General features: G+C 68.6%; 29 protein-coding genes and 1 tRNA gene. 19 read left to right on the forward strand and 11 right to left on the reverse strand.

Translation table 11 applies throughout. The features are described 5' to 3' along the window. Window positions 1-37 precede the first annotated feature (37 nt). Window positions 38-754: a TetR/AcrR family transcriptional regulator gene (locus tag H5T77_RS11750; RefSeq protein ID WP_292649335.1), complete on the reverse strand. Its 717-nt coding sequence runs from the start codon at window positions 752-754 to the stop codon at window positions 38-40. Between the two features lie 172 nt (window positions 755-926). Between H5T77_RS11750 and H5T77_RS11755 the strand changes: the two genes are divergently transcribed. The 4 genes from H5T77_RS11755 (at window position 927) to H5T77_RS11770 (ending at window position 2,871) form a co-directional block, all read left to right on the forward strand. Then, on the forward strand, window positions 927-1,796 hold the full coding sequence (locus H5T77_RS11755; RefSeq protein WP_292649336.1) for a helix-turn-helix domain-containing protein: 870 nt from the start codon (window positions 927-929) through the stop codon (window positions 1,794-1,796). A 31-nt stretch (window positions 1,797-1,827) separates the two neighbouring features. Further along, a tRNA-Lys gene (locus H5T77_RS11760) sits at window positions 1,828-1,903 on the forward strand. 370 nt (window positions 1,904-2,273) lie between these two features. Beyond that, the gene (locus tag H5T77_RS11765) at window positions 2,274-2,477 is read left to right on the forward strand and encodes a cold-shock protein (RefSeq protein WP_045548871.1); all 204 of its coding nucleotides are present in this window, start codon (window positions 2,274-2,276) and stop codon (window positions 2,475-2,477) included. A 247-nt stretch (window positions 2,478-2,724) separates the two neighbouring features. Continuing rightward, on the forward strand, window positions 2,725-2,871 hold the full coding sequence (locus tag H5T77_RS11770; RefSeq protein ID WP_179659874.1) for a hypothetical protein: 147 nt from the start codon (window positions 2,725-2,727) through the stop codon (window positions 2,869-2,871). Window positions 2,872-2,877: 6 nt separating this feature from the next. Here the strand turns inward: H5T77_RS11770 and H5T77_RS11775 are convergent, their stop codons facing one another. Beyond that, window positions 2,878-4,011, reverse strand: coding sequence for a cupin domain-containing protein (locus tag H5T77_RS11775; RefSeq protein WP_292649366.1), 1,134 nt, complete (start codon window positions 4,009-4,011; stop codon window positions 2,878-2,880). A gap of 63 nt (window positions 4,012-4,074) precedes the next feature. Here H5T77_RS11775 and H5T77_RS11780 point away from each other — a divergent pair, with 63 nt between their 5' ends. From H5T77_RS11780 to pstB, 5 genes are all read left to right on the forward strand, one after another. Further along, the gene (locus H5T77_RS11780) at window positions 4,075-4,941 is read left to right on the forward strand and encodes an NUDIX hydrolase (protein ID WP_292649367.1); all 867 of its coding nucleotides are present in this window, start codon (window positions 4,075-4,077) and stop codon (window positions 4,939-4,941) included. A gap of 175 nt (window positions 4,942-5,116) precedes the next feature. Continuing rightward, window positions 5,117-6,214: a phosphate ABC transporter substrate-binding protein PstS gene (pstS, locus tag H5T77_RS11785; RefSeq protein ID WP_292649369.1), complete on the forward strand. Its 1,098-nt coding sequence runs from the start codon at window positions 5,117-5,119 to the stop codon at window positions 6,212-6,214. A 99-nt stretch (window positions 6,215-6,313) separates the two neighbouring features. After that, window positions 6,314-7,270 (forward strand): phosphate ABC transporter permease subunit PstC, encoded by a 957-nt coding sequence (gene pstC, locus H5T77_RS11790; RefSeq protein WP_292649372.1) that lies wholly within the window; start codon window positions 6,314-6,316, stop codon window positions 7,268-7,270. Next, window positions 7,267-8,337 (forward strand): phosphate ABC transporter permease PstA, encoded by a 1,071-nt coding sequence (gene pstA, locus H5T77_RS11795; RefSeq protein ID WP_292649374.1) that lies wholly within the window; start codon window positions 7,267-7,269, stop codon window positions 8,335-8,337. The genes pstC and pstA overlap by 4 nt, the downstream gene beginning before the upstream one ends. A 9-nt stretch (window positions 8,338-8,346) precedes the next feature. Then, window positions 8,347-9,120: a phosphate ABC transporter ATP-binding protein PstB gene (gene pstB, locus H5T77_RS11800; protein WP_292649378.1), complete on the forward strand. Its 774-nt coding sequence runs from the start codon at window positions 8,347-8,349 to the stop codon at window positions 9,118-9,120. Window positions 9,121-9,208: 88 nt separating this feature from the next. Here pstB and H5T77_RS11805 read toward each other — a convergent pair whose 3' ends face one another. The 3 genes from H5T77_RS11805 to H5T77_RS11815 all read right to left on the reverse strand — a co-directional run bounded on the left by H5T77_RS11805 (window position 9,209) and on the right by H5T77_RS11815 (window position 13,109). Further along, complete coding sequence (locus tag H5T77_RS11805; RefSeq protein WP_292649381.1) at window positions 9,209-10,210, reverse strand: inorganic phosphate transporter; 1,002 nt, start codon at window positions 10,208-10,210, stop codon at window positions 9,209-9,211. A 4-nt stretch (window positions 10,211-10,214) separates the two neighbouring features. After that, entirely contained in the window at window positions 10,215-10,832 is a 618-nt protein-coding gene (locus tag H5T77_RS11810) for a DUF47 domain-containing protein (RefSeq protein WP_292649384.1), read from the reverse strand. An 81-nt stretch (window positions 10,833-10,913) separates the two neighbouring features. After that, complete coding sequence (locus H5T77_RS11815) at window positions 10,914-13,109, reverse strand: RNA degradosome polyphosphate kinase (RefSeq protein WP_292649387.1); 2,196 nt, start codon at window positions 13,107-13,109, stop codon at window positions 10,914-10,916. Between the two features lie 134 nt (window positions 13,110-13,243). On the opposite strand from H5T77_RS11815, the gene H5T77_RS11820 reads away from it, so the two are divergent. Next, window positions 13,244-14,290 (forward strand): alpha/beta hydrolase, encoded by a 1,047-nt coding sequence (locus H5T77_RS11820; protein WP_292649390.1) that lies wholly within the window; start codon window positions 13,244-13,246, stop codon window positions 14,288-14,290. Between the two features lie 88 nt (window positions 14,291-14,378). On the opposite strand, the gene H5T77_RS11825 is transcribed toward H5T77_RS11820, so the two are convergent. Beyond that, entirely contained in the window at window positions 14,379-17,063 is a 2,685-nt protein-coding gene (locus tag H5T77_RS11825) for a coiled-coil domain-containing protein (RefSeq protein ID WP_292649392.1), read from the reverse strand. 105 nt (window positions 17,064-17,168) lie between these two features. Then, window positions 17,169-17,528: a DsrE family protein gene (locus H5T77_RS11830; protein ID WP_292649394.1), complete on the reverse strand. Its 360-nt coding sequence runs from the start codon at window positions 17,526-17,528 to the stop codon at window positions 17,169-17,171. 59 nt (window positions 17,529-17,587) lie between these two features. Here H5T77_RS11830 and H5T77_RS11835 point away from each other — a divergent pair, with 59 nt between their 5' ends. From H5T77_RS11835 to ygfZ, 3 genes are read left to right on the forward strand one after another with little or no spacing between them, the layout of a single operon-like run. Then, window positions 17,588-18,091 carry a heme-binding beta-barrel domain-containing protein gene (locus H5T77_RS11835; protein WP_292649398.1) on the forward strand — a complete coding sequence of 168 codons (504 nt, stop codon included), beginning with the start codon at window positions 17,588-17,590 and terminating at the stop codon, window positions 18,089-18,091. An 18-nt stretch (window positions 18,092-18,109) separates the two neighbouring features. Next, window positions 18,110-18,541, forward strand: a complete 432-nt coding sequence (locus H5T77_RS11840) for a Fur family transcriptional regulator (RefSeq protein ID WP_183550471.1) — start codon at window positions 18,110-18,112, stop codon at window positions 18,539-18,541. Next, window positions 18,541-19,515: a CAF17-like 4Fe-4S cluster assembly/insertion protein YgfZ gene (ygfZ, locus tag H5T77_RS11845; protein ID WP_292649409.1), complete on the forward strand. Its 975-nt coding sequence runs from the start codon at window positions 18,541-18,543 to the stop codon at window positions 19,513-19,515. Before H5T77_RS11840 ends, ygfZ begins: the two co-directional genes overlap by 1 nt. Window positions 19,516-20,314: 799 nt before the next feature. Here the strand turns inward: ygfZ and H5T77_RS11850 are convergent. Genes H5T77_RS11850 through H5T77_RS11860 form a run of 3 tightly spaced genes read right to left on the reverse strand, consistent with a single transcriptional unit; the run spans window position 20,315 to window position 22,923 of the window. Further along, a complete protein-coding gene (locus tag H5T77_RS11850; RefSeq protein WP_292649413.1) occupies window positions 20,315-21,301 on the reverse strand; it encodes an ADP-ribosylglycohydrolase family protein in 987 nt (328 codons plus the stop codon). An 11-nt stretch (window positions 21,302-21,312) separates the two neighbouring features. After that, the gene (gene mshD / locus H5T77_RS11855; protein ID WP_292649415.1) at window positions 21,313-22,167 is read right to left on the reverse strand and encodes a mycothiol synthase; all 855 of its coding nucleotides are present in this window, start codon (window positions 22,165-22,167) and stop codon (window positions 21,313-21,315) included. A gap of 9 nt (window positions 22,168-22,176) precedes the next feature. Further along, complete coding sequence (locus H5T77_RS11860; RefSeq protein WP_292649416.1) at window positions 22,177-22,923, reverse strand: response regulator transcription factor; 747 nt, start codon at window positions 22,921-22,923, stop codon at window positions 22,177-22,179. A 119-nt stretch (window positions 22,924-23,042) separates the two neighbouring features. On the opposite strand from H5T77_RS11860, the gene H5T77_RS11865 reads away from it, so the two are divergent. Then, complete coding sequence (locus tag H5T77_RS11865) at window positions 23,043-23,312, forward strand: MoaD/ThiS family protein (protein ID WP_292649417.1); 270 nt, start codon at window positions 23,043-23,045, stop codon at window positions 23,310-23,312. 66 nt (window positions 23,313-23,378) lie between these two features. Here H5T77_RS11865 and H5T77_RS11870 read toward each other — a convergent pair whose 3' ends face one another. Then, window positions 23,379-23,813 (reverse strand): Hsp20/alpha crystallin family protein, encoded by a 435-nt coding sequence (locus tag H5T77_RS11870; protein ID WP_292649418.1) that lies wholly within the window; start codon window positions 23,811-23,813, stop codon window positions 23,379-23,381. A 93-nt stretch (window positions 23,814-23,906) separates the two neighbouring features. Here H5T77_RS11870 and H5T77_RS11875 point away from each other — a divergent pair, with 93 nt between their 5' ends. The 5 genes from H5T77_RS11875 to H5T77_RS11895 all read left to right on the forward strand — a co-directional run bounded on the left by H5T77_RS11875 (window position 23,907) and on the right by H5T77_RS11895 (window position 26,558). Continuing rightward, complete coding sequence (locus tag H5T77_RS11875) at window positions 23,907-24,197, forward strand: MerR family transcriptional regulator (protein ID WP_292649419.1); 291 nt, start codon at window positions 23,907-23,909, stop codon at window positions 24,195-24,197. 29 nt (window positions 24,198-24,226) lie between these two features. Further along, window positions 24,227-24,688, forward strand: a complete 462-nt coding sequence (locus H5T77_RS11880) for a thioredoxin family protein (RefSeq protein ID WP_292649420.1) — start codon at window positions 24,227-24,229, stop codon at window positions 24,686-24,688. A gap of 239 nt (window positions 24,689-24,927) precedes the next feature. Further along, window positions 24,928-25,374, forward strand: a complete 447-nt coding sequence (locus tag H5T77_RS11885) for a DUF4395 domain-containing protein (protein ID WP_292649421.1) — start codon at window positions 24,928-24,930, stop codon at window positions 25,372-25,374. A 36-nt stretch (window positions 25,375-25,410) separates the two neighbouring features. After that, window positions 25,411-26,259, forward strand: coding sequence for a sulfurtransferase (locus tag H5T77_RS11890; protein WP_292649422.1), 849 nt, complete (start codon window positions 25,411-25,413; stop codon window positions 26,257-26,259). Further along, window positions 26,259-26,558 carry a DUF1416 domain-containing protein gene (locus H5T77_RS11895; protein ID WP_045549621.1) on the forward strand — a complete coding sequence of 100 codons (300 nt, stop codon included), beginning with the start codon at window positions 26,259-26,261 and terminating at the stop codon, window positions 26,556-26,558. Before H5T77_RS11890 ends, H5T77_RS11895 begins: the two co-directional genes overlap by 1 nt. Window positions 26,559-26,669 lie beyond the last annotated feature (111 nt).

Genomic DNA, 26,669 nt, shown 5'->3' on the forward strand with positions numbered 1-26,669 from the left:
CCGACCGGCACTGAGCCGGTCGGGCCCCGCTGGGCTGTCAGTTCCCCCGGTCCGGGCGCTGGGCGCGCACAGGGCGCGTCTGGTCGATGAGCGCAGCCGCGGACAGTGCCGCCGGAGCAACGCGGCTGCCGGGGACCCCGCAGGCGCGCAGACAGGTCGAGGCGATGATGTCGGCGGTCGTGTCGTCGATCGGGACGCCGCTGCTGCGCAGACTGGTGGTGACCTCGACCAGGTGCATCAGCATCTCGCCGAGATGGCGCGGGTCGGCTGCCGGAGCGAGGCTGGGCGCCGCGGCGCGGGTGGCGATCCGACCGTAGGCGTCGGCCAGCTCGGCGCGCGTGCTCCGGAAGGCGTCGAAGGCCTCGCTGCTGGTCACATCGGGCTGGGTGGCCAGCGTGCCGATGTTGTCCGGCGCCTCGGCGAGAGTGTGGATGTCGACGAGAGCCAGCAGGTAGAGGGCGGTCTCGGGGGACTCCGACGCGGTCAGCTTCTCGATCTGCTCGACCCTGTCGACGGTGGGACGGACGGATCGCTCCAGGAGCTCGGCGAGGATCTCGTCCTTGCCGGTGAAGTGGTAGTAGAGCGACGCCTGCCTGATCCCGACCTTCTCGGCGATCTCCCGGGTGGAGGTCGCCGAGAAGCCTTTGGTGACGAACAGTTGCGCAGCGGCATGAAGGACCTGCTCGCGTGGTGGGGCTGTCGTGCTCGCTGGGACGAGGCGTGGTCGTCCGGGTTGGGTTCGTCTGGTGCTCATCCGAGGCCCTGCCTTCCTGTCGATGCCGACCCCGACCTCAGTAAAGCATTATATGACGCCAATGCCAATCGTGATGTGCATCTGGACGCGCAGTATGCACATCAGGCACGATGGTTCCGTCTAGTCGCCGCTCCTGCCGAAGCGGCCCCGCCCGTCGAAGGAGGCCCCTGCCGTGTCCCGTCCCAACCGTCGAGCCCGCGAAGCGCTCACCGAGGCGCTCCGAGATGCCCGTCGCGCTGCCGGGCTGACCGGGATCGACCTCGCGGCTGCTCTGGGGTCGGGGTGGTCCCAGCCGAAGGTGTCGAAGATCGAGTCGGGCCGCCAGTCGATCTCCGAGTCCGAGGTCCGCGACTGGGCGGCCGCGGTGGGCGCCGACAGGGAGATGCTGCTCGCGCTGCGTGCCCGTGCCGACCTCGAGCAGGCTGCCTTCCGGGACGCCCCTCCGACCGGCGGCGGCGCCGAGCAGCGCCAGGAGGCGTACGCGGCGACCGAGGTCGCCACGAAGGTCCTGACCAGCTTCGCACCACACAGCGTCCCGGAGCTGCTGCAGACCCCCGACTACGCGCGTGCCCTGCTGTCCCTGGCGGGCGGTTCTCGTGAACGGGACGCCGAGCCCGAGGAGACTTCGGGCGTGATCGCGGCGCGGCTGCGTCGCTCGGCGATCCTCTACGAGGCGGGAAGATCGATCACCATCCTGGTCGGCGAGGCTGCCCTCCATCACCTGGTCGGTTCCCCCGACATCATGCGCGCCCAGATCGATCACATCGCCAGGCTGGCGACGACCACCAAGGCGACGATCGGGATCGTTCCCTTCGAGAGCTTCCCGGTCCTGGTCCAGCACGGCTGGGACCAGCGCGACCGGATCGTCACCCTCGAGACCAGCGCCGGCGATCTCGAGATCGCCGACCCGGTCGAGGTCGCCCGCTACGAGCGCTGGGCCCAGCTGCTGCTCGAGCATGCGCTGACCGGCGCGGCCGCCGCCGAGCGGTGCTCCCGGATCGTCAGCGAGCGGATGAGCGCGTCGCCGGGCGTCCATGAATAGGAGAAGACCGCTGCTCCGGTAGACTCCCGGCGGGCCGTTAGCTCAGTTGGTAGAGCAGTGGACTTTTAATCCATGGGTCGTCGGTTCGAGACCGACACGGCCTACCAGGTCAGACCCCCGCCCGGGGCCCGGGCGGGGGTCTTTCTGCTTGCCGGAGGCGGACTCGGAAGGCGTCGGCGAACGTCCCGCTGAGCGGCCGTTTCACGGCTCTGTCGCGCAAGCTTCACCCCCTCGCGCGGAAAACGATCCGCCAAGGGGGGTTCGCAGCGGCCCGCGAGTTGCTAATGTCACTCCCGCAACAGGAGCAAGTTCCAGAAGGTCTGACGCCTGCGGAGTTTGTGAGCCAACGGCGTTTCTGCTCTGTGCCCGCCCGGGCCTCGGTTCGGGAAACACAGGTCGGAGCGACGTGTCACCCGCCCCTGATGCGGGGCTACCGAACCTGGTGGCCTCTCGCCCCGACTAAGGAGTAACGAGCAGATGGCTCAGGGCACCGTTAAGTGGTTCAACGCCGAGAAGGGTTTCGGCTTCATCGCGCAGGAGGACGGCGGCGACGACGTCTTCGTGCACTACTCTGCGATCCAGACCAACGGCTACAAGTCGCTGGACGAGAACCAGAAGGTCGAGTTCGACGTCACGCAGGGCCCGAAGGGCCCGCAGGCCGAGAACGTTCGTCCTCTCTGATTCGCTCGCTGAACATCAAGACGATCTCGGGTTCGGCGTAAGCCGACACTGATCATCTGCACCGAGGCCCCAGCCGTCTGGCTGGGGCCTCGTGGTCTCAGCCCAGAGCTGGTCTGATTGGAGCGCTCTCAGAATTCTGTGTCACGCTTGATATGACAACTTTTGATGGTTCTTGGTGGATCAGCACGCAGATCCACCGAGACTGGGAGATGATGTGAAGACGAGGTCTTAGGGTGAGGAGGCGGGCGTGGCTGACCAGTTCGATGTGACGCTGGAAGATCCCGAGCTGCTCCTCGAGGTCGAGCTCACCACCAACCTCATCGTCGCCGCAAGCGAGTCCGACGACCACCTCTCGCAGGAGGAGATCGACCGGATCCTCGGGATCATCCCGTAGAGGTCTTCAGCAGGTCGCGAACAGCAGCGGTCCGTTCGCCAGGTCGGAGAGCACGGCAGCGCCGTCCTTCGGCTGCAGCTGCATGGTGACGACCGCATCCTCGGCCGCGACCTTGCCGAGCTCGAACCGCTCGTCGAAGGTGCCGCCCTGGCCCGGGGCGGGGCCGACTGCGAGCTTGGCCCGGGTGTCGGCGTTGGTGCGCGCCTGGTCGTCGTTCTCGAAGGCCATCGCGACGCGTACGTTCCCGCTCGGCTCGGCCGCCATGGCGAAGCCCGCGATCGGGTTGATGTCGCCGGCTGCGTCCACCAGGCCGTCGGCCTGGTCCTGGTCGGCGGCAGAGGCACCGCCGAGCCCGATCTCGCTGCAGGTGAAGCCACCGTCGTAGACGAACGCCGAGAGCGGGTCGCTCAGCCGGTCGGCTGCCTTTGTCATCGGCTCGTTCAGATCGCCGTCGCCGAGGTTCTCGACCTGGTCGCCGAGGTAGCGCCGACCGTCCGAGGCCACGATGAGGTCCCGCTCGGGCAGGAAGGCGATGTAGGTGAGCTGCGGGGAGATCGTCGAGTCGATCCCGGAGTCGGTGAAGTTGCCGAACGGGACCAGAGTGCCGTCCCAGACGCCGCCGTCGGCGGGATCGTCCTCAGGAGCGGTGAACCCCATCGAGGTGAGCTTGTCGACGAGGTGGTCGGCGTCCATGTCCTCGAGGTGCGCGAGCATGAGCGCGCCCTCGGACGACTGGGTGTAGAGCTCCCAGTCGAGGGTCGCCGGTGACCAGCCGAAGTGCTGCTGGAGCAGCCCCGAGGCATCAGGCAGCACCGAGGTCGAGGTGAGGTCCAACGCATAGGCCTCGTCGATCATCTCGTGGACGTCTGCCGGTGTGGAGCTCGCATCGAGGTCGGTGCCGACGCTCTCGCGGATCCCGGCCCAGTCGGTGAACGAGACCCGGGTCGCCTCGCTGGGGGCCAGCCGCAGCGCCTCGTCGAGGTCGCCGCCGCGGGTCGCCCACGTCCGGGCCAGGAAGATAACGAGCGCCACGACGAGGACGCCCACCGCGACGGTCAACAGGGGGTGGGCGCGTACGACTCGGGACGACCGACCGGCCCACGTCCGGGGGCGGTCGAGAAGTTGAGGGTTGCGGAGCATCCCGACGAACCTTAGACGAGCCGATCGCCCAACTGATACACCCAGCCGACATACCCTGTGCCCATGCCCGAGATCCCGGCCGCCGGCGTAGTGGTTTTTCGCGAGCACGACGACCAGTCAGAGGTGGCACTGGTCCACAGGCCCAAGTACGACGACTGGTCCTTCCCCAAGGGCAAGGTCGACCCCGGCGAGACGGTGCCGGTGGCCGCGATCCGTGAGGTGCGCGAGGAGACCGGCCTGAGGGTCGCGCTCGGCCGCCCGCTCCGGCCGCAGCGCTATCCCGTCGATGCGGGCCAGAAGGTGGTCCACTACTGGGTCGGCCGCGCCGCTGCCGGCACCGACGACGACGTCGACGGCTACCAGGTCAACGACGAGATCGACGAGGTCGAGTGGCTCTCGGTGGAGAAGGCGCGCGAGCGGCTCACCTATCCGTACGACCGGGCCACGCTGCAGGAGGCGGCGGACGTACGCCACCCCACCACGCCCCTCGTCATCCTTCGGCACGGGTCGGCAGTCGGCCGTTCGGCCTGGTCCCGCGCGGACCGGGAGCGGCCGCTCGACGACACCGGGCGGACCCAGGCGGTCACCCTGGCCGGCCTGCTGATGGCCTACGATGTCGGCCGGGTGATCACCTCGCCGAGCGTCCGCTGCGTGCAGTCCGTCGCGCCGTACGCCGGAATGGCTGGCATCTCGTCCGAGCAGTTGAGACAGCTGAGCGAGGAGGGCGCGGAGGAAGGTAGCGTGTCGGCCCTGGCCGCGGAGACCCTGCGCGACCTGGCCGTCCCGACGGTGATCTGCACGCACCGACCGGTGCTGCCGTGGCTCTTCGGCGGCCTGGGTGTGCGCGACCCGAAGCTGGCGAAGGGCGAGCTGATGGTGCTGCACGTGCGGGCCGGCGAAGTGTGTGCGGCGGAGGCCTTTCAGGCCTGAAGGGGCTCGAGGCCTGCCTGTTCATCTTCCGTGCCCGCAACTGACGCCGATTTGCCATCGACTTTGTGTCCCACGTTCAGCCTGTGTTCACCTACGCCGAGTTTCCCGTCCACCTCGGCTGCTTACGGTCATCGCGACAACTCCGAATCGACTGCATCATCATCAGGAGACTTGCGTGAACACCACCTCGCTGCGCCGGGCACTTGTCCCGGGCATCACAGCCGCGGCCCTTGCTCTTTCGATCAGCGCCTGCGGCGCCGCCAACGAGCAGAACAGCGGCAGCGAAGGCGAAGGCACCCTCTCGGGCACCATCAAGGGTGGCGGTTCCTCTGCTCAGGAAAAGGCCCAGGCGGCATGGGTCGCCGGCATCCAGGACGCGAACCCCGACCTCAGCGTCGTCTACGAGCCCGTGGGCTCCGGCTCGGGCCGTGAGGGCTTCGCGACCGGCGGCTACCTCTTCGGTGGCACCGACTCGGCCCTCAACGACGACGAGGGCGAGCTGACCAAGGCCAAGGAGCAGTGCGGCGGTGACCCGATCCAGGTCCCGGCGTACGTCTCTCCGATCGCCGTCGTCTTCAACGTCGAGGGCGTCGACGAGCTCAACCTCGACGCCAAGACCCTCGCCGACATCTTCTCCGGCAAGATCGCCAAGTGGAACGACCCGGCGATCGCCGCGACCAACCCGGACGCCAAGCTTCCGGACACCGCGATCACCCCGGTCCACCGCGCCGACGACTCCGGCACCCAGGAGAACTTCACCGAGTACCTCGCGGCCGCCGGTGGCTGGGCCGAGGAGCCCGACGGTGAGTGGCCCGCCTCCATCAAGGGCGGCGAGGGCGGCGACGGCACCTCCGGTGTCGTGACCGCCATGCAGGGTGCCGGCTACATCGGCTTCGTGGACGCCTCCGCCGCGACCGAGAACGATCTCGCCACCGTCAAGGTCAAGGTCGGCGAGGACTTCGTCGAGCCGACCCCTGAGGCCGCTGCCAAGATCCTGGCTGCCTCGAAGTCGGTCGGCACCAGCGACAACGACATGGCCGTCGAGGTCGCCCGCACCACCACCGAGGCCGGCGTCTACCCGGTCGTGCTGGTCACCTACCTGCTCGCCTGCCCGACCTACGAGAACGCCGAGGACGCGGCCAACGTCAAGGGCTACCTGGAGTTCATCCTCTCCGAGGAGGGCCAGGAGGCCGCCGCCGAGGAGGCCGGCTCCGCGCCGCTGGACCGCGAGACCGCGGACAAGGCTCTGGAGCTCGTCGGCGCGATCAAGTAGTGCCGACTAGTCTGACGTGATCGCCGTTCGGGCGGTGGCTGCGGCCGCCGCCCGTACGGCTGTCTTGAGAACCGAAACAAGAAAGTCGAGGAATGCCTTGTGACTGTCGCCGCTGACCCCGGCGCCGACCCTGGCGTTGACACGAAGTCGGAGCTGTCCGGCCGTGGCTCGGTGGGTGATGTCGTCTTCCGAGGCATCGCCGTCACTGCCGCCACTCTCATCCTGGTGGCGCTGGCAGCCGTCTTCATCTTCCTGGGCATCGAGGGCATCCCGGGCTTCAGTGTGGACGCGCAGCACTACACCGGCCGGGGCTCGTTCCTGGGCCTGGTCGTGCCGCTGCTGTTCGCCACCATGTACGCCGCTGTGCTGGCGTTGATCGTCGCGGTCCCCTTCAGCGTGGCGATCGCGCTCTTCATCAGCCACTACGCCCCGCGGCGGATCGCCACCCCCGTGGCGTACGTCATCGACCTGCTCGCCGCGGTCCCGTCGGTCGTCTTCGGCCTGTGGGGTGCGGTGGTGCTCGGCCCGTACCTGGTGCCGGCCCACACCTGGCTCTCCGAGAACCTGGCCTGGCTGCCGTTCTTCGACGGCCAGCCCTCCGGCAACGGCCGTACGCTGTTCACCGCCGCGATCGTGCTGGCCGTGATGGTCCTGCCGATCATCACCTCGATCTGCCGCGAGGTCTTCGCGCAGACGCCGCGACTGCACGAGGAGGCGGCGCTGGCGCTGGGCGCGACCCGTTGGGAGATGATCCGCTACGCGGTCTTCCCCTACGCCCGCTCCGGCATGGTCTCCGCGGTCATGCTCGGCCTCGGCCGGGCCCTCGGTGAGACCATGGCGATCGCGATGATCGTCTCGCCGAAGGTGATCATCTCGCTGTTCATCATCGGCACCAACAACCCGCAGACCATCGCGGCATACATCGCCCAGGGCTACAAGGAGAGCACGCCCGACCGGCTCTCCGTGCTGATCGCGACCGGCCTCGTGCTGTTCGCGTTCACCTTCCTGGTCAACGCGCTCGCCCGCTGGATCGTCGCCCGAGGGAGGGCCAAGTGAGCAAGATCGACCCCTCTGTCGACGACGTGGTACAGGAAGAGAACATGCTGGCTCACGCCACGCTCCCGCGCGGTGCCCAGTGGCTGGTCGGCGTCGCTGCGCTCGCCCTCGGCGGCCTCGCCGTGGTGCTCGGCGTGGGCATCGTCGGAGCCGCTGTCATCGGTGTGCTCGCGTTCCTCATCGGCTACCCCCTGTGGGCGCTGCTGGTGGAGAACAAGCGCTCGGCGACCGACAAGCTCGTCACCGGGCTGGTGTGGACGGCCTTCGCGGTCGCGGTCATCCCGCTGATCTGGCTCATCTACACGGTCGTCTCCCGCGGCGCCGCAACCATCAGTCCGGAGTTCCTCACCTTCTCGATGCGTTCGGTCACCGGCGACGACCAGGGCGGGCTCTACCACGCGCTGATCGGCACCCTGATCGTCACCGGCATCGCGGCGGTGATCTCGATCCCGATCGGCATCATGACCGCGATCTACCTGATCGAGTACGGCAAGGGCAACCGCCTCGCCAAGGGGATCACCTTCCTGGTCGACGTCATGACCGGCATCCCGTCCATCGTCGCGGGCCTGTTCGCGTTCGCGCTCTTCACCCTGATCATGGGGCCGGGCACGCGCTTCGGCTTCGGCGGCGGCGTCGCGCTCTCGCTGCTGATGATCCCGACGGTGGTCCGCTCGACCGAGGAGATGCTCAAGCTGGTCCCCGACGACCTGCGCGAGGCGGCGTACGCCCTCGGCGTGCCGAAGTGGCGCACCATCACCAAGATGGTGCTCCCGACCGCCATCGGCGGCATCGTCACCGGTGTCGTGCTCTCGATCTCGCGAGTGATCGGTGAGACGGCGCCGCTGCTGGTCGCCTCGGGCTTCAACCCGAACCTGAACACCAATGCCTTCGACGACAGCCCGATGATGACCGTGCCGGTCTTCATCTACACCCAGCTGTCCGAGGCCACTGCGAAGGGCGTCGAGTACGCCTGGGGTGGAGCACTGGTGCTCTTCATCCTCGTCATGGTCCTCAACCTCATCGCCCGTATCGTCGGCACGATCTTCGCCCCCAAGACCGGGCGCTAGGAGTAACACATGTCCATTCAAGTCAAGGACACCAGCATCTTCTACGGCGACTTCAAGGCCGTCGAGGACGTCACCATGTCCGTCAAGCCGAAGTCCGTGACCGCCTTCATCGGGCCGTCCGGCTGCGGCAAGTCGACCTTCCTGCGCACCCTCAACCGGATGCACGAGGTCATCCCCGGCGCCTACGTCGAGGGGAAGATCACGATCGCCGGCCAGGACATCTACGGGCCGAACGTCGACCCGGTGGCCGTACGCCGCAAGGTCGGCATGGTCTTCCAGCGGCCGAACCCGTTCCCGACGATGTCGATCTACGACAACGTGCTCGCCGGCAACAAGCTCAACGCCAAGCGGATGAAGAAGTCCGAGGCGGACACGATCGTGGAGAGCGCGCTGCGTGGCGCAAACCTGTGGAACGAGGTCAAGGACCGCCTCGGCAAGCCCGGCATGGGGCTCTCCGGTGGTCAGCAGCAGCGGCTCTGCATCGCCCGTGCGATCGCGGTCCAGCCGGAGGTGCTGCTCATGGACGAGCCGTGCTCGGCGCTCGACCCGATCTCCACCGCCGCGATCGAGGACCTCATCCACGAGCTGAAGTCCGACTACACGATCGTGATCGTCACCCACAACATGCAGCAGGCCGCCCGGGTCTCCGACGACACCGGCTTCTTCAACCTGAAGGCCGCCGGTCAGCCGGGTCACCTGGTGGAGTTCAACCCCACCAAGCAGATGTTCACCAACCCGGACAACCCCGACACCGAGGCGTACATCTCCGGCCGCTTCGGCTGAGGACGAAATGCCGAGTCGGCGCATCCGACCCCTCTCGCTCGCTTCGCTTCGCGAGACACGGGGTCAGATGCGCCGACTCGGCGCGGTTTTACGGGAGCTGAAAAACGAAGTGGCAGAGCAGATACGTCAGGGCCGCGACGCCGCCGGCGGCGGGGAAGGTGAAGATCCAGGCCATGACGATGGACTTCGCCACACCCCAGCGGACCGCGGAGAACCGCTTGGTCGCGCCGACACCCATGATCGACGAGGTGATCGTGTGGGTGGTCGAGATCGGAGCCTCCCAGATGTACGCCGTGGTGTAGAGCACCGAGGCGGCGACCGACTCCGCGGCGAAGCCGCGCGATGGGTCCAGGTGGATGATGCGACGGCCGAGGGTGCGCATGATGCGCCAGCCGCCGGACATGGTGCCGAGGGAGATCGCGGTCGCGGCGGCGGCGATGACCCAGAACGGAAGGTCGTCGCCCTGTGAGAGGAAGCCACCGGTGACCAGGGCGAGGAAGATGACGCCCATGGTCTTCTGCGCGTCCTGGAGACCGTGACCGAGCGCCATCGCGGCGGCCGAGATCGTCTGCGCGATCCGGAAGCCCTTCTGCGCCTTGTGGGGGTTGGCGCGCCGGAAGATCCACATGATCGCGAGCATCACGCCGAAGCCGAGACCGAAGGCCACCAACGGCGAGATGAACATCGGGATGACGACCTTCTCCAGCACCGTGACCCAGTTGACGAACGCGCCGGCGGCGAGCGCCGAGCCGGCCAGGCCGCCGATCAGGGCGTGCGACGAGGACGACGGAAGACCGAAGTACCAGGTGATCATGTTCCACGCGATGGCGCCGAGCAGGCCGGCCATCACGACGGTCAGACCCTGCGCTCCCGATGGTGGGGTGATCGTGTCGGAGACGGTTTGGGCGACCTTCTGGCCCAGGAAGGCACCGACGAAGTTCATCACCGCCGCAAGCAGGAGGGCGATGCGCGGCGTGAGCGCGCGGGTGGACACGGAGGTCGCGATGGCGTTGGCGGCGTCGTGAAAGCCGTTGGTGTAGTCGAAGACGAGCGCGACGACGACCACCGTGATGACGATGGCAAGTTCCACGGTGTCAGGATTCCTTGACGGCGATCTGCTCGACGGTGTTCGCGACCTTCTCGAACGCGTCGATCGCATCCTCGAGGGACTCGACGATGTCCTTCAGCTTGAGGACCTCCATCGCGTCGTACTCACCGGAGAAGAGCTTGGCGAGGATGCGACGGTGGTTCTTGTCGCCCTGGTTCTCGAGACGGTTGATCTCGATCCAGTACTCCGAGAGCTCCTTCATCGAGCGAAGCTTGGGCATCGCGGAGGCGGTCAGCTCGGCGCAGCGCTGGAGCACGGTGACCTGGTCGGAGAGCTCCGGGGGCAGGATGTTGACGCCGTAGACGAAGATCTGGTCGACGACCTCGTCCATCGAGTCCATCACGTCGTCGAGACCGGAGCCGAGGGCGTAGATGTCCTCGCGGTCGAAGGGCGTGACGAAGGTCGAGTTGACCTTCTTGACGATCTCGTGGGTCGTCTCGTCAGCGGCATGCTCCGCGTCGCGCATCCGTCGCGCGACTTCCTCGCGATCGGCTGTGTCGCTGAGCATCTCGGCGAGCAGCGAGACACCGCCGACGAGGTGGTTGGCGGACTCGGCAAACAGGTCGTAGAACGACGTGTCGACCGGGCGGATTCGGAAACGCACGGGGGGCTCCTGGCTGGATGAGGCAGACCTGCGGGCTCATGTTAGGCGAGTCCGCTTGACACGACGAAAGTCAGGGCGTGCTCAGCCTGTCGAAGCGCGCCTGCGCCGGCGCTGCCGTGTGATCAACATCGCCTGGAGATGGTTGGGAGCGTGGTTGCGGGCCCATGTCCCGTCGGGACCGAGGACCCAGGCGTCGGTGGTCGGCTCGAAGGCCATGTCGAACAGCGAGCCGACCTCCGCCACGAGCTCCGGGGTGGGGAGGCGTACAAGGGCCTCGACCCGTCGGTCGAGGTTGCGGTGCATCATGTCGGCCGAGCCGATCCAGGCGCTCGGTCCGTCGCCCTCGTCGGGAGCGCCGTTCTCGAACCAGAAGATCCGCGAGTGCTCGAGGAACCGGCCCAGGATCGAGCGCACCTCGATGGTCTCGCTGAGCCCCTCCACCCCCGGACGGAGCGCGCAGATTCCACGGACCAGCAGCTGCACGGGAACGCCCGCCTGGGAAGCCAGGTAGAGCGCGTCGATGATGGCCTCGTCGACCACGGAGTTGGCCTTCAGCCGGATCCGGGCCGGCCGCCCCGCCAGATGGTGGGCGATCTCGGCGTGGATCTGCTCGATCAGGCCGAGACGTACGTTGCCGGGCGCGACCAGGAGCTGACCGTAGGTCGCCTCGCGGCTCCAGCCGGAGAGGTTGTTGAACAGGTGGGCGACGTCCTCGCCGATGGCCTCGTCGGTGGTGATCAGCCCCATGTCCTCGTAGAGCCTGGAGGTCTTGGGGTTGTAGTTGCCGGTGCCGATGTGGGTGTAGCGGCGGATGGTGCCGTCGGGCTCCTCGCGGACCACCATCGCCAGCTTGCAGTGGGTCTTCAGGCCGACCAGGCCGTAGACCACGTGGCAGCCGGCCTGCTCGAGCTTGCGTGCCCAGCGGATGTTGGCCACCTCGTCGAAGCGTGCCTTGATCTCGACCAGCACCAGCACCTGCTTGCCGGCCTCGGCGGCGTCGATCAGGGCATCGATGATGGGGGAGTCGCCCGAGGTGCGGTAGAGGGTCTGCTTGATCGCCAGCACCCGGGGGTCGGCCGCCGCCTGCTCAAGGAAGCGCTGCACGCTGGTCGCGAACGAGTCGTAGGGATGCTGGAGGAGTACGTCGCCGCGGCGCGCTGCCTTGAAGACGTCGACCGGCGCGGCGCTCTCGACGGGTGCCAGGGCCGGGTGGGTGCTCGGCAGGAAGGCCGGATACTTCAGCTGACCGCGGTCGATGTCGGCGATCCCGTGCAGCCCGCGCAGGTCGAGCGGGCCAGGCAGCCGGAAGACCTCCTTGTCGGAGATGCCGAGCTCGGAGACCAGCAGGTCGAGCGTCGAGTCGGTCATCGACTCCTGCACCTCGAGGCGTACGGGCGGACCGAAGCGTCGCCGCAGCAGCTCCTTCTCCAGTGCGGTGAGGAGGTTCTCGGTGTCGTCCTCCTCGACCTCGAGGTCCTCGTTGCGGGTGACCCGGAACGTGTGTACCTCGATGATCTCCATGCCCGGGAAGAGCTTCTGCAGCCGCTCGGCCATGACCTCCTCCAGCGGCACGAAGCGGTCGTTGCCGAGCGGCACGAACCGGGCGAAGATCGGGGGCACCTTGACCCGGGCGAAGTGCTTCTTCTTCGACTTCGGGTCGCGCAGGCGGACGGCGAGGTTGAGCGAGAGGCCGGAGATATAGGGGAAGGGGTGGGCCGGGTCCACCGCGAGCGGCGTCAGCACCGGGTAGACCCGCTCCTTGAACAGCTTCTTGCAGGCCTTGACCTCCTCGGGGGTCAGGTCCTCCCAGTGCAGCAGCTGGATGCCCTCGTCGAGCAGCGCCGGCTTCACCTGCCCGCGGAACACCTCGGCATGGCGCTCGGAGAGCTCCCGGGTCTTCTTCCAGATCAGCTCGAGCACCTCGCGCGGCATCAGCCCGGAGGCGGCTCTCACCGCCACCCCTGCCGCGATCCTTCTCTTGAGCCCGGCCACGCGGACCATGAAGAACTCGTCCAGGTTGGAGGTGAAGATCGCCAGGAAGCGTACGCGCTCCAGCAGCGGCAGGGTCTCGTCTTCCGCCAGCTCCAGCACTCGCTCGTTGAACCGCAGCCAGGACAGCTCCCGGTCGAGGAACCGGTCCTCGTACTTCTCGACCTCGGCCAGCGCCTCGTGGTCGGGGATGTATTCGGGCTCGACGTCGAACGGCTGGTCGGGAACCGCAGTCAGGCTCACGGTGTCCTCGGCCGACCGGGTGGGGGCCTGCGGGTCGAGACTCATGGGGCCAGTCTTTCATCCGAGCGTGGTTTGGAACCGTCGATTCCACCGTACGTCCCGCTCCTGCGCACCAGGTGCGCGGTCGCCTGGTGAACTACCTGTTACACGACGTCCCGGTAACGGGGTAGTTTGGGCGCATGTCGATTCTCGCGCGTGCGTCGTCCCTGATCGATCCGTTGCTGGTGCCGGTGAAGAAGTCTGCCTTCGCGGCCGCGATGAACCTGCCGCCGGCGGTGCAGCGGCGGATCGTGGGCAAGCCGGTGACCTACGACGGGCAGACGCTGGCGGTGGACACGCAGATCATGCTCGCGCTGATGAAGGTGTCGGGGGAGCCGGACCCGTCGACGCTGCCGATCCCGAAGGGGCGGGTGGCGCTGCTGCGGCAGTCGCAGCTCGGTGGTGGCCGCCAGGAGATCGGGTCTGTACGTGAGCTCTGGGTCGCGGGATTCAAGGCGCGGCTCTACACCCCCGAGGGCGTCTCGGGCAACGCTCCGCTGCTGGTCTTCCTGCACGGCGGCGGCTTCATCTTCGGTGACCTCGACTCCCACGACGCCCCCTGCCGGCTGCTGGCCAGCGAGTCGGGGGTCAAGGTGCTCTCGGTCGACTACCGGCTGGCACCGGAGTCGCCGTTCCCGGCGGCGTACGACGACTCGGTCGCGGCGTTCCGGTGGGCGGTCGAGCATGCGGCCGAGCTCGGCGCGGACCCGGCCCGGATCGGGGTCGGTGGTGACTCGGCAGGTGGCAACCTGGCGGCCGGGGTCGCGCTCGCGGTCGGCGAGGACTGCGCCTTCCAGCTGCTCATCTACCCGGTCACCCAGTCGGAGGCGAACACGCGCAGCCGCGAGGAGCTCAGCGAGGGCTTCTACCTGACCGCCGACTTCATCGCCGCGGCCACCGACAACTACCTGCCCGAGGGGATCGACCGCCGCGACCCGCGCCACGCTCCGCTGTACGCGGAGATCCCGACGAGCGGGGTCGCCCCTGCGTACGTCGCGACCGCGGGCTTCGACCCGCTGCGCGACGAGGGTGAGGCGTACGCGGCCAAGCTCGAGGAGGCCGGGGTGAAGGTCGCGCACAAGCGCTTCGCCGACCAGATCCATGGGTTCCTGAACGTGGTCGGCGCGGGGCGTACCTCACGCGCCGCCGTCCTCGAGATCGCTCAGGTCCTGCGCGACAACCTCTGACTTCTCTGGCAATTGCTGCGCTTCTCAGGTGTTGCAACGCCTGAGAAGCGCAGCGACACCCGGTTGACCGGGTATCGCTGCAAGCTGCTCAGCCGGCCATGTCGGGGCGCCAGCGGAGCACCTCGCGCTGGAACGCCTCGGGGTCGACCATCGACTTGTCGACCTGGACCGCACCGGCCTCGTCGGTGGCGAACTCGACGACCCACTCGTCGGTGGTCGGCTGACCCTTGATGGTGATGTCGGTGTGGGTGTCGTAGAGGTCGTAGGTGTGGGTCTGCTCGTCCTTGCGGACGTCGAGCACACCCTCCTCGGTGACCGTGACGGTGCTCTCGGTCATGAGCGAGCCGTCCTCGGGCCTGAAGGTGCGGACGGTGAGCTTCTTGGTGCCGACCTTCTCGTCCTTCTGGTCGGCATCAGAGGAGTCGTCGGCGGGCGCCGGCGCGACATTGTCGGCGCCAGGGATCTTGGCTCCGGGGAACTTGCCGGACTCGGCGAGCTTGACCGCGGCCAGCCAGCCGCTGGAGCGCTGGGGGAGGGCGTCGCTCGGGGTGTCCGGCAGGTCAGTCGGATCCGCGAACGGGTCCTTGGAGGATGCCTGGTTCTTGTCGCCCTGCGTCTTGCCGGGCTGCCGCTCCGGCAGGGTCACGGGCGCGGTCGGGGGACCAGCTTCGGGGCTGGCGGACGAGGAGACCGGCGCAGGTGCGGTCTCGGAGGGCTCGGCCGCCGGGGCGGACTCGGCTGCTGGGGCAGGCTCGGCCGGCGGGGCCGGCGGGGCCGGCGGGGCGGCCGGGAGAGGATCGACGACGAGCGGCTCCTCCGGTGCGTCCGGGATGGGGAGCTTCGCCTCGGGCGGCGAGGGCGTCGCGGCGAGGGTGAGCTCGAGGGCCTGCATCGCACGCTTGTTGGTGCTGCCGCCCTTGACCGCGAGCATCACGGCCTCGCGCAGGTCGGCGAGCTGCTTGGCGAGCTGGGCGCTGCGGCGCTCGGCGATCTGCCGGTCCACGATGGCCTTCTCGACCAACTGGGTGTTGTGCAGGATCGAGGCTTCGACGGCCTGACGGTCGATCGCCTTCTGGCCGGCCACCTCCTCGGCCTCGACCCGCAGGCGTACGGCCTCGGCGGCCTGCTCCTGGACGTCGGCGAGACGGGTCATCATCTCCGTCATCCGGCGCTCGGCCTCTTCCCGCTCGCGGGCCTGGCCGGTGACGACCTCGGTCATCGCCTCGTGGGCGGCGCGCAGCGCGGTCTCCGCCGCACGGCGACCCTCGTTGGCCTCGGTCGCGGCACGCTCGGCGGCGCGGCGGCCCTCCATGGCCTGCACTGCCAGGTCGGCGTGCTCGGAGGCGCGCTGATCGGCGGCCATCCGGGCCAGGTTGGCGGACTCGGCCGCCTGCTCGGCCTGCGAGGCGAGCTCGGTGAGCTGCCGATAGCGCTCCTCGTTCTCGTTGGCCTCGTGAGCCGCGGCAGCTGCGAACTCGGCGTACTGCTTCGCGCTCTTCTCGGCCTCGAGGCGGGCGTCGTTGGCAGCGTCGGCGGCCTTGAAGGCGCGCAGAGCCGCCTCCTCCGCCTCGGTGCGGGCGGCGAGCGCCTCGGCGGCCACGGCGTACTGGTCAGCGGCCGCGGCCTCGGCCGCGGCCCGGGTCATCGCGTGGTCCTCGGCGTTGGCGTCGGCGGACTTGCGCTCCTCGAAGGCCTCCTTCGCCGCCTCCTCGGCCTCGGCGCGGGCGGTCGCGGCAGTCTCGGCCGCGGCGTAGGCGGCCTCGGCCGCGGCCTCGGCTTCCTTGCGAGCCTGCTCGGCCTGCTCGGCCTGGGTCGCCATCGCGACCGCGGCCTCCTCGGCCACGATGCGCGCAGCCGCGGCCTCCTCGGCCTCGGTGGCGCGTTCGTTGGCGGCCTGCTCCGCGGCCTGGCGCGCGGTGAACGCGGCCAGCGCCTCGTCGGCCCGCCCGGCGGCGGCCGCGTCGGCCTCCTCGCGCATCCGCGCGAGCTCCTCGGAGCGGGTGTCGGCCTCGGCGCGAGCGGTGTAGGCGGCCTCGGCCGCGGCCTCCGCCTCGCTGCGGGCCTCGTAGGCGGCGCGGGACTCGTCGGCGGCCTTGCGGGCGGCTCTCTCGGCCGCCGCGAGCGCGTCGCGAAGCTCGTCCATCTCCTCGAGGCGGTCCTCGGCGGCTGCTTCGGCGACGCTGCGTGCGGCGTAGGCGGCCTGGGCCAGCTCGGCGTGCTCGGCGGCCTTCGTGTTGGCCTCGGCGGCAGCCGCGGCCGCTGCGGTGGCCTCCTCGGCCTTGGTCCGCGCGGCCTCCTCGGCCTCGGTGCGGGCGCGGGACTGCTCCTCGGCGACACGGGACGCCTCGAGAAGGCGGCGTTCGGCCTCCTCCAGCTCCTTGCCCCTCGCCACCGCGGCCTCCTCGGCCTCGGCGCGCTGCTTGGTGCGGGTGTCGGCGAGCTTCTCGGCCTCGACCCGGGCGAGGGCGTACTCCTCCGCGGCCCTCTCGGCGGCCTCGCGCGCCTGGTGGGCGTCGGCCGCCAGCTCGGCGTGGAGCTTGGCGGTCTCGTCGGCCTTGGCGCGGGCGGTGGCGTGCTTGGCAGCGGACTCCTCGGCCACCAGCCGCTCTGCCGCCTGCTCGGCGGCCGCCTGCTCGGCGGAGATGCGGAGCGACTCGGCTGCGGCAGCGGCGCGGGCCAACTCCGCAGCACGCGCCGTCAGGTCCTCGTCGTCACCCGGCTGGGCGGCCGAATCACGGCTCCACCACTTGCCACTGGGGGTCTGCGTGCTCACGAGGGTGAATGGTAACGGCGATCCAAGCGGTGTGTGGAGTCTCCGAGAGGTTTAACATCCCCGCGACCTGGAACTACATTCATGTAATTCCCGGAGGTGACGACCTCAGTAGACGATCGCCTGTACGCCGTCGCGCAGGATCTCCTCGGCGAAGACGAACGCGCCCTTGATGGAGACGCCGTCGATCAGGTCCTCCTCGGACAGGTCGCGGCGGGAGGCGCACTGGCTGCACACGGTCACCTCGCCGCTCTCCATGACCAGCCCGATCAGCTCCTGCAGCGGCGCGGCGTTCTCGAGCTCGAACTCCTCCGCACGCCCGGGGACGGCGAACCACGTCGCCTCGCCGGTGAGCCAGAGCGACACCTTCGCGCCGGCGGTCGCGGCCGCCGAGGCGACCGTGAAGGCCTGGTTCGTACGCTCGGGCGCCTCCGCGCCCACGGTCACCTTCACTACGAGTTCTTGCATGTCGGCACAGTAGCGCTTGCGTTTCGGGTCGTAGCCGATCTACGGCCTAAACTCGGCGTGTGGCTTTCGAACTTCCGGAGAACCTTCACCCCGACGCCGGTCCCTGCGCGTGGATGCTCGGCACCTGGCAGGGCAACGGACACGGTGACTATCCGACGATCGACAAGTTCGAGTTCGGGCAGGAGCTGATCTTCACCCACGACGGGCGGCCGTTCTTCCACTACTTCGCGCGCTCGTGGATCATCGACCCGGAGACCGGGGAGAAGGTGCGCGACGCGGCGCTGGAGACCGGCTTCGTCCGATTCCGCCCCCAGGGGGAGGTCGAGTGGGTGATGACCCACAACACCGGCATCATCGAGGTCTGGTACGGCAAGGCAGAGGGCGGCAAGCTCGACCTCACCACCGACGCGGTCGGCCGCACCGAGACCGCGAAGGAATACACCGCGGGCAAGCGTCTCTACGGCAACGTCGAGGGCGACCTGCTCTACGCCTTCGACATGGCTGCGATGGGCCAGGCCCTGCAGCCGCACCTGTGGGCGCGGCTCAAGCGGGTCAACAAATAGGCCCAGGAAGCAGTCACGATGACCGAGGCCGCTGAGGACTGGCGTGAGGCCCTTCGCGCGAAGGGCTATCGCCTCACGCCCCAGCGCGAGCTGGTCCTCGGCGCCGTCGAGCAGCTGCGGCACGCCACCCCCGAAGAGGTGCTAGCGGTCGTGCGCGAGTCGTCCTCGGCGATCAACCTCTCCACCGTCTACCGCAACCTCGAGGTCCTCGAGGAGCTCGGGCTGGTGAGGCACGCCCATCTGGGCGAGCGGGCATCGACCTACCACTCGGTCTCCGGTCGTCCGCATTTTCATGCGGTTTGCAGGAAGTGTCAGAAGGTCACCAGTGTTGACCCATCAGTGGCCGACGGTATCTGCGAGCGGCTGCGTGAGGAGTACGCCTTCGAGGCAGATGTCGCTCATCTGACCGTCTTCGGAGCGTGTGTCGACTGTTCTTCTGAGGAGCCATGATGACAACCCCCAGCCCGCTGCTGTCCCTGCCCGGCGCCGTCGCCGGCGATGGTGCCGACGCACCCGTCGCCGCCCACTACGGCTCGTTCAACGTGGAGCAGCGGACCTTGGCCTCCGGCGAGGGGTTCGTAGACCTCTCTCACCGTGACGTGGTCCGGATCGCCGGGCCCGACCGGCTGACCTGGCTGCACTCGCTGACCTCGCAGGCGTTCGAGGGGCTGGCTCCCGGGGTCTGGACCTCGGCCCTGGTCCTGTCGCCGCAGGGCCACGTCGAGCACTTCTTCTCCGGTGTCGACGACGGCACCTCCTTCTTGGCGTGGACCGAGCCGGGCCGGGGTGACGCGCTGGCGGCGTACCTGGAGCGAATGAAGTTCTGGTCCGACGTCACCGTGACGCCGGAGCCGTCGCAGGTGGTGGTCTGGCGGGTCTCGACAGGCTCGACCACCGGGCGCTACTCGTTCATCCCGCGCGAGTCCCTGGAGACGTACGCCGCTGCCGCGGGTCCCGCCTGCGGATTCTGGGCTTTCGAGGCTCTCCGGATCGAGCGCGGTGAGCCGCGGTTCGGGGTCGACACCGACACCCGCACGATTCCCAACGAGGTCGGCTGGGTGCCGGGCGCGGCGGAGACCGCCGGCTCGGAGTACGCCGTCCACCTCGACAAGGGCTGCTACCGCGGTCAGGAGACGGTCGCCCGCGTCCACACCCTGGGTCGCCCGCCCCGCCGTCTCGTCCTGCTCCACCTCGACGGCTCGGAGAACCGCCTCCCGGCCGCTGGGTCGGAATTGGTCCTCGGGGAGAAGACGGTCGGCTTCGTGGGGTCCTCGGCCCGTCACCACGAGCTCGGCCCGATCGCGTTGGGGCTGGTCAAGCGCAACGTAGCTGTCGACGCGCAGCTGGTCGTCGACGGGATGCCGGTCGCGCAGGAGATCCTGGTCGACCCCGAGATCGGCCTCCACATCCGCCCCCTGCGCTGATCGGGTCCAACCCACCGGGTCGATCAGAGCCGTCCGTTCGAACGGACGGGTAGGTCGTCGCTCAGCCAGTCGCGTGAGACCCTGTAGGCCGCCTGAGACGCTGTGCGTTCGGGTGTGGCCGGGGTCCGGGTCTCACTCGCGGGCGCGCCCCAGAGGATCCAGCGCCGCCGCGGCGCGAGGGGCAGCCAGGTGCCTTGAAACGAGTCGAACCAGGGCCCTGGCGGGTCTAGGCGGAAGCGGCCCTCGTCGTATCCGACGATCTCGGCGCCGACAGCCACCCAGCCGGCGAGGACACCGATCAAAGGGTGTCGCATGCCCGTCGGTGGGCTGAGGCTGCTGAGACGTGCGAGGTAGAACGACGTCGGTAGCGGAAGCCGCCACGGCCCGGCGATGCCGCGAGCACGCTCGTTCCAGGGAGCGTCGATGTCGAATGCCTGCTTTCTGCCGACTCGAACGACCAAGGGGCGCCACCGATCAAGCTCTGAGGCTGGGCATTCGGGGCGGTCGACGAGTTCGTCGAGCCCTTGCTCGTCATAGAGAAGCGCACTTCCTTGCCTCGTCGGCCGGCCCGCAAGCCCAGCCGTCAGCACCCGCCCCGCATCTCGGAGCCCGATGTTGTGAGCGGCCGAGATCGTCTCAGCGGCGACCCGAGCGGTGAGCTTCATATGTCGAAGGTAAGCGTGAGCACCGACATCCCTGCGTGCTTGCCGCGCCTACGCCAGTGGGCGACACTTTGTGAACCGTTCACAAGGTATCGCCCACTGGCGTAGGGGGCGTGCGACGCGGTGCTGCCCAGGGATCAGCGCCGGCCGGCGGCAACGGTGTCGAGGGCGAGGGTGACCAGGAAGTCGCCGGGGATGCCGGGGTAGCCGTGGCTGAGCTTGCGCCACTCGGCCGGGATCGCGGAGGCGCCCCAACGGGCACCGAGGAGGCCGCCGGCGATGGCGGCGACGGTGTCGGTGTCGTTGCCGATCCGGATGGCGGTGTTCAGCGCCTCGACGTAGTGGCTGCCCGGATCTGCCTCGGGCGCCGGTGTCTGGGCGATCGAGGACCAGGCTGCCTGGAGGGCGGTCACGACCCAGCCGTTGGGGTTGAAGGTCGCCGGCGGCACGGTCTCGGCCTCGTCGAGCTTCTCGGTCCAGAAGTCGGCTTCGACGGGGGAGAGGAGGGAGAGGCCGGAGCGTACGTCGAGCTCGCCGTGCATCACCGCGTGCTCGATCGCCAGCGACCAGAGGGCGCAGCCGGACTGGGCGTGCTCGTCCCAGTGGGTCAGGGCACTCACCGCCGCGGCTGCGTCGGCAACCGCCGGGCGGTCGCCGAGATGACGCAGCGCGACCGGCGCGGTACGCATCAGGGAGCCGTTCCCGCCCGTGTGACCGGTCATCTCGTGCAGCTTCTCCGAGACGAAGCACAGCCGCTCGGCGGTGGGGGACTCGCCGGCGGTGCTGAGCACCCGGGCGGTCTGGTTGCCGATGTCCTTCGGCTCCGACTCCGCCCACGTCCGGAAGTTGCGGCCGACCGCGGTCAGGCCCTCTTCGGTACGCAGGTCCAGACCGCTTGCGGCGGCGTCGAGGATGCACCACGACATGGTCGTGTCGTCGGTCCATTCGCCGGGCGCGAAGGGGCCGAGCCCGCCGCCGAGCATCTGCGCCTTCTCGTCCGCGCCGAGCTTCGGCCGGTCGAACTCGTAGTGAGCCCCGAGCGCGTCCGCGACCGCGGTCCCGATGATGGCTCCGACGGCCCGGTCGCTCTGAGAATCGGTGAGATGGGATTCGGTCGACTTCACGCGACCAGAGCCTATCGGCGGGTGTACTGCACGTGTGTGTCCGCCGCGGCGCGGGTGAAGCCGAGACCCTCGTAGAGACGTACGGCCGGAGTGTTGTCGCCCTCGACGTAGAGGTGGATCTCGCTGACACCGGCGGAAGCCAGATGGTTCAACCCGAGAAGCGTGACCAGCTTGCCGAGGCCTCGGCCCTGGGCGGCGGGATCGACACCGACGACGTAGACCTCACCGTCGGTCTCGCTGTGGCGCTTGGTCCAGTGGAACGCGAGCAACCGCCCCCCGGTGGTCGAGCTTGTCGAGACCTCCCAAGCCATGATCAACCCCGAAGGATCGAACCATGACTCCGCCATCCGCTCGGCCAGGTCTGTCGCGGTCATGCCGCCCTGCTCGGGGTGGTGTGCGAAGGCAGCGGCGTTGACCCGGAGCAGCTCGGCCTCGTCGCCTTGCTCGAAGCCGCGTACGACGACCCCCTCCGGCAACGAGGGAGCTGGCGGCAGACCGGCGACCGGGCGCCGCATCACCCACAGCTCGCGGGTGCGCTCCCAGCCCTGTTTGGCAGCCAGAGCGGCCGCGGCCGGGTTGTCGCCGTGCGACCACGCCGTCGTCCCGGTCGGGAGCGAAGGCGCGCGGAGCAGCAGCTGGCGCCCTAGGCCAACCCCGCGGTGCTGGGTGAGCACGACTAGCGACAGTTCTCCGGCGGTCGAGCCTGTCGAGACCAGCGCCCCGAAGCCACGTACGTCTCCCCAGATCGTGACGTCCTCCGGCCGGTTGCGCAGCGTCAGGAGGGTCGCCTCGTCGAGCGGCGCCACCCCGTCGTACGCCTCGGTCGCCTTCGCGATGGCCAGGACCTGCTCGACGGTGAGTGCCATGGGAGAAGCCTAGGCGTCAGCACCCAGCCCGCGAGAGGGGGCCAGCCGAGCGCTGTCGGCGTTGGCCTCGTTCTTCTTCGACGGCAGCACGAAGCGGTAGCCCACGTTGCGGACGGTGCCGATGAGCGTCTCGTTCTCCGGGCCGAGCTTGGCGCGCAGGCGGCGTACGTGGACGTCGACGGTGCGGGTGCCGCCGAAGTAGTCGTAGCCCCACACCTCCTGCAGCAGCTGCTGGCGGGAGAAGACCCGGCCGGGGTGCTGGGCGAGGAACTTCAGGAGCTCGAACTCCTTGAACGTCAGGTCGAGCGGGCGGCCGCCGATCTTGGCGGTGTAGGTGGCTTCGTCGACGACGACCTCGCCGGAGCGGATGACGTGGGCCTCGGGGTCGGAGGCGTCGCGGGCTGCCGAGCTGCGGCCGATCGCGAGCTTGATCCGGGCTTCGAGCTCGGCCGGGCCGCAGGTGTGCAGCACGACGTCGTCCATCCCCCAGTCGTGGGAGACGACGGCGAGGCCGCCCTCGGTGGCGATCAGCAGAACGGGGATGTCGGTGCCGGTCGTGCGGATCAGCCGACACAGGTCGCGGGCCTGAGCGAGCTCCTGCCGTCCGTCCACCAGCAGCAGGTCGGATTCGGGAGCCTCGAGAAGCGCGCTACCTTCAGCAGGGAGGATCTTCACCTGATGGCCGAGGAGCGCGAGCCCGGGAAGGACATCTGTCGAAGGCTGGAGTGAACTGGTCAACAACAGAAGCGAGCTCATCGGGGGTGCCTCTCAGTCTGAGAAAGAGCACCGAAACGCAACATTGAGCCTCGGTGAGGTGATCGTTAGACCATATTAACGAAACCTCTCGGTGACATAGGAAGGTTGTCCACGAGAAAGTGACGAACGTTATAGAGGTCCGCTACTGGGCGGCAGCCAAGTCAGCGGCCGGGACTCCGTCCGACCAGATCGAGGTCGACGGCCCGTTGTCGCTGGCAGAAGTCGTACGCCGCGCCGCGGCGCTGCACGCCGACACCCGACTTCCCGACGTGCTGAAGGCCTGCTCGGCACTCATCGGTGACCGGCCCGCAGGTACGGGTGACCCCGACGGGATCGAGGTCCCGCCGGGGTCCACGGTCGAGTTCCTCCCTCCGTTCGCGGGCGGATAGCTCCAAAGGGGGAGCCCGCACCCGGCGACTCGCCTGCGTAAGGGCCTGCCGGGGCGGGCATGTGCCTCAGCTGGTGATCGCGGCCGGTTCCGACGTGGGGGCGGTCGAGATCTGGATCTTGCGCGGCTTCGCCTTCTCGGCGACCGGGACGACGAGCCGCAGCACGCCGCCGTCGTACGCCGCCTCGATGTTGTCGAGGTCGAGGTTGTCGCCGAGGACGAGCTGGCGGCTGAAGCTGCCGCGGACGCGCTCGTTGGCCAGCATCTGCCAATCACCGTTCTTGGTGACCCGCTCGGCCTTGACCGTGAGCACGTTGCGCTCGACGTCGAGGTCGATCGTGTCCGGGCTGACGCCGGGTAGGTCGAACTCGATGACGAACCGGTCGCCTTCGCGCCAGGCATCCATCGGCATCACAGCCGGACGGTTCGTGGTGCCGCTGCCCAGGAGCTGCTGGGTGATGCGGTCGAACTCGCGGAACGGATCGGTGCTTCGGATCAGCATGGTTCCCTCCTCACGGGATCTATATCAGCGGTTACACCTTTCATATAGTCCAACGGCTACATAATTTCAAGTCTGCGTGTCAGAATCAACCGCATGAAGGAGCGAACCAGGGGCGTCTACGCCATCTCTGTGGCTGCCGAGATGGCTGACATGCAGATCCAGAACCTCCGCGTCTACGAGCGCCGCGGCCTGGTCGACCCTGCGCGCACCTCGGGCGGCACGCGGCTCTACTCGCTCGCCGACGTCGAGCGCCTGATCCGCATCCGGGACCTCCTCGCCGAGGGTCTCAACCTCGCCGGCGTCGCCCGCGTGCTGGCCCTGGAGGAGGACGTACGCCGCCTGGAGTCCGACAATGAAGGGCTTCGTCGTGCCTCGAGGGAATGAGTGGAACCGAATGCGGGTTCAATAGTCCTATGAGCACCGGAGCCTGGATCGCCGTCATCGCGGTTGCCGTCGCCCTCGCCTTCGGCCTGTTCCGGATGCTCAGTGACGGCCGTTTCCGAGGTACGAAGGAGCTTCACGTGCCCCACGAGGTCCACTCGCCCGAGCCGCACGCATGGGATGCGGTCATTGACGCCTTGGGTGAGACCGAGCTCGGCACGCGCGCGACCCTCGTGCAGTTCTCCAGCGCCTTCTGTGCGCCCTGCCGGGCGACCCGGCGGATCCTGAGCGAGGTCGCCGAGGTCGTGCCGGGGGTGGTGCACCTCGAGATCGACGCCGAGCATCACCTCGCTCTGGTGCGCCGCCTCGACATCCTGCGTACGCCGACGACCCTGGTGATCGACGGCGGCGGATACGAGATCGCACGGGCCTCGGGGGCGCCGCGCAAGGAGCAGGTCCTGAGCGCGATCCCGACCGTCGATCTCGAAGCCTGATACGCCCGTCCGAATGACGAGACATTCGTTTCCTGCTGGTTCGGCAGCGCGTTACTGTCTTCCCATGTTCTCGACCATGCTGACCAAGCGCCGCGCAGTGGATCACTGCCGCGTGCGCTCGGCGCTGTGTCGTTCCTGCCGCTGAATCCCTGAGATTTGTCGACCGAGTCGACCCGGGGATCGCTCTCGCCTGTCAGGCTCGTTCTGACGACCCCCTTCTCTCTCGCAGGAGCACACCTATGTCCGAGACCTCAAGCCAGACGGCGACGCAGACCGGAATCGACCCGCGCGGCCCGCAGTTCGCTGCGGCGCTGACCGTCGTCGTACTCATCCTGGCTCTGCTGCTGCCGCAGCCCTGGGCGCTCCTGGTGACCGTCATCCAGACGGTGCTCTTCGCGATCGGGACGGGGCTCGGCGTTCAGCGGACCCCGCACGCTTGGTTGTTCAAGAAGTTCGTACGTCCCCGCCTCAGCGCGCCGGACGAGCTCGAGGACCCGGCCCCGCCCCGGTTCGCCCAGGGTGTCGGCCTCGTCTTCGTGCTGGTCGCGCTCGTGGCGTACGTCCTCGGCGCCACGCTCGTGGCGCAGATCGCCCTCGGTCTCGCGCTCGTCGCGGCCGTGCTCAACGCCGTCTTCCGGTTCTGCCTCGGCTGCGAGATCTATCTGCTGATCAGGCGCTTCGCCTGATCCTCTGAACGTCAGAAACAAACGAAAGGTACCTAGATGACCCGCGAGAACTCCCTCGTCTCCGCCCAGTGGGTGGAGGAGCACCTCGATGACCCGAAGGTCGTGCTGATCGAGGTCGACGAAGACACGACCGCCTACGACAAGGGCCACATCAAGGGCGCGATCAAGCTCGACTGGACCACCGACCTGCAGGACCAGGTCCGCCGTGACTTCGTCAACAAGGACCAGTTCTCCGCTCTGCTCTCCGAGCGTGGCGTCGCCAACGACGACACCGTGGTGCTCTACGGCGGCAACAACAACTGGTTCGCCGCGTACGCCTTCTGGTACTTCAAGCTCTACGGCCACACCGACGTCAAGCTCCTCGACGGCGGCCGCAAGAAGTGGGAGCTCGACTCCCGCGAGCTGACCGACGAGACCGTCACCCGCGAGGCGACCAGCTACACCGCCAAGGACCAGGACCTCTCGATCCGCGCCTTCCGCGACGAGACCGTCGAGGCCATCGGCGTCAAGAACCTGGTCGACGTGCGTTCGCCCGACGAGTTCGCCGGCCGTCTCCTGGCCCCCGCCCACCTCCCGCAGGAGCAGGCTCAGCGCGCCGGTCACATCCCGACCGCGGCCAACGTCCCGTGGTCCAAGGCGGCCAACGATGACGGCACCTTCCGCTCCGACGAGGAGCTCAAGGAGATCTACTCCGAGGCCGGCGTGGACTGGAGCAAGGACACCATCGCCTACTGCCGCATCGGCGAGCGTTCCTCGCACACCTGGTTCGTGCTCAAGGAGCTCCTCGGCCAGGAGAACGTGAAGAACTACGACGGCTCGTGGACCGAGTACGGATCCCTCGTCGGCGTTCCGGTCGTCACCGGCGACGAGCCGGGTGTCGCCTGATGTGCGGCGCGACTGAGGGCGGGCTCTCGCTCGCCGGCGTAGATGTCGCCAAGGAAGCAGTCATCCAGGGTCAGGTGACCCGCGGCGGCGAGCCGGTCCACGGTGCGTACGTCCGGCTGCTCGACCGCACCGGCGAGTTCACCGCCGAGGTGCCCACCTCCGCCACCGGCCACTTCCGGTTCTTCGCCGGCGACGGCGAGTGGACCCTGCGTACGCTCGCGCCGAAGGCGGAGCCCGTGGACAAGAAGGTCCACGCCGCGGTCGGAAACGTCGCCGAGGTGACGATCCCGATCGGCTGACGATCCCTGACGTGGGAGCCCCGGTGTCACTGGTTGACACCGGGGCTCCCACGTCGTTTTCGCCATCATCGGGTGGAGATATTGCGGCGAAACGGTTGAGTGGCGCTAGAT

Origin of the sequence: Nocardioides sp., from assembly GCF_014360585.1 — a bacterium.
In the GTDB taxonomy this organism is placed as follows: domain Bacteria; phylum Actinomycetota; class Actinomycetes; order Propionibacteriales; family Nocardioidaceae; genus Nocardioides.

Excerpts from the sequence above, each read along its gene's own strand:
- H5T77_RS11840 (WP_183550471.1), top strand. The coding sequence starts at position 18,110 with ATGACCGAGGCCGCTGAGGACTGGCGTGAGGCCCTTCGCGCGAAGGGC.
- H5T77_RS11780 (WP_292649367.1), top strand. The coding sequence starts at position 4,075 with ATGCCCGAGATCCCGGCCGCCGGCGTAGTGGTTTTTCGCGAGCACGAC.
- H5T77_RS11750 (WP_292649335.1), bottom strand. The coding sequence starts at position 754 with ATGAGCACCAGACGAACCCAACCCGGACGACCACGCCTCGTCCCAGCG.
- pstB (WP_292649378.1), top strand. The coding sequence starts at position 8,347 with ATGTCCATTCAAGTCAAGGACACCAGCATCTTCTACGGCGACTTCAAG.
- H5T77_RS11870 (WP_292649418.1), bottom strand. The coding sequence starts at position 23,813 with ATGCTGATCCGAAGCACCGATCCGTTCCGCGAGTTCGACCGCATCACC.
- H5T77_RS11860 (WP_292649416.1), bottom strand. The coding sequence starts at position 22,923 with ATGAGCTCGCTTCTGTTGTTGACCAGTTCACTCCAGCCTTCGACAGAT.
- H5T77_RS11875 (WP_292649419.1), top strand. The coding sequence starts at position 23,907 with ATGAAGGAGCGAACCAGGGGCGTCTACGCCATCTCTGTGGCTGCCGAG.
- H5T77_RS11890 (WP_292649422.1), top strand. The coding sequence starts at position 25,411 with ATGACCCGCGAGAACTCCCTCGTCTCCGCCCAGTGGGTGGAGGAGCAC.
- H5T77_RS11815 (WP_292649387.1), bottom strand. The coding sequence starts at position 13,109 with ATGAGTCTCGACCCGCAGGCCCCCACCCGGTCGGCCGAGGACACCGTG.
- H5T77_RS11885 (WP_292649421.1), top strand. The coding sequence starts at position 24,928 with ATGTCCGAGACCTCAAGCCAGACGGCGACGCAGACCGGAATCGACCCG.
- H5T77_RS11820 (WP_292649390.1), top strand. The coding sequence starts at position 13,244 with ATGTCGATTCTCGCGCGTGCGTCGTCCCTGATCGATCCGTTGCTGGTG.
- ygfZ (WP_292649409.1), top strand. The coding sequence starts at position 18,541 with ATGACAACCCCCAGCCCGCTGCTGTCCCTGCCCGGCGCCGTCGCCGGC.
- H5T77_RS11895 (WP_045549621.1), top strand. The coding sequence starts at position 26,259 with ATGTGCGGCGCGACTGAGGGCGGGCTCTCGCTCGCCGGCGTAGATGTC.
- H5T77_RS11830 (WP_292649394.1), bottom strand. The coding sequence starts at position 17,528 with ATGCAAGAACTCGTAGTGAAGGTGACCGTGGGCGCGGAGGCGCCCGAG.
- mshD (WP_292649415.1), bottom strand. The coding sequence starts at position 22,167 with ATGGCACTCACCGTCGAGCAGGTCCTGGCCATCGCGAAGGCGACCGAG.
- H5T77_RS11775 (WP_292649366.1), bottom strand. The coding sequence starts at position 4,011 with ATGCTCCGCAACCCTCAACTTCTCGACCGCCCCCGGACGTGGGCCGGT.
- H5T77_RS11880 (WP_292649420.1), top strand. The coding sequence starts at position 24,227 with ATGAGCACCGGAGCCTGGATCGCCGTCATCGCGGTTGCCGTCGCCCTC.
- H5T77_RS11765 (WP_045548871.1), top strand. The coding sequence starts at position 2,274 with ATGGCTCAGGGCACCGTTAAGTGGTTCAACGCCGAGAAGGGTTTCGGC.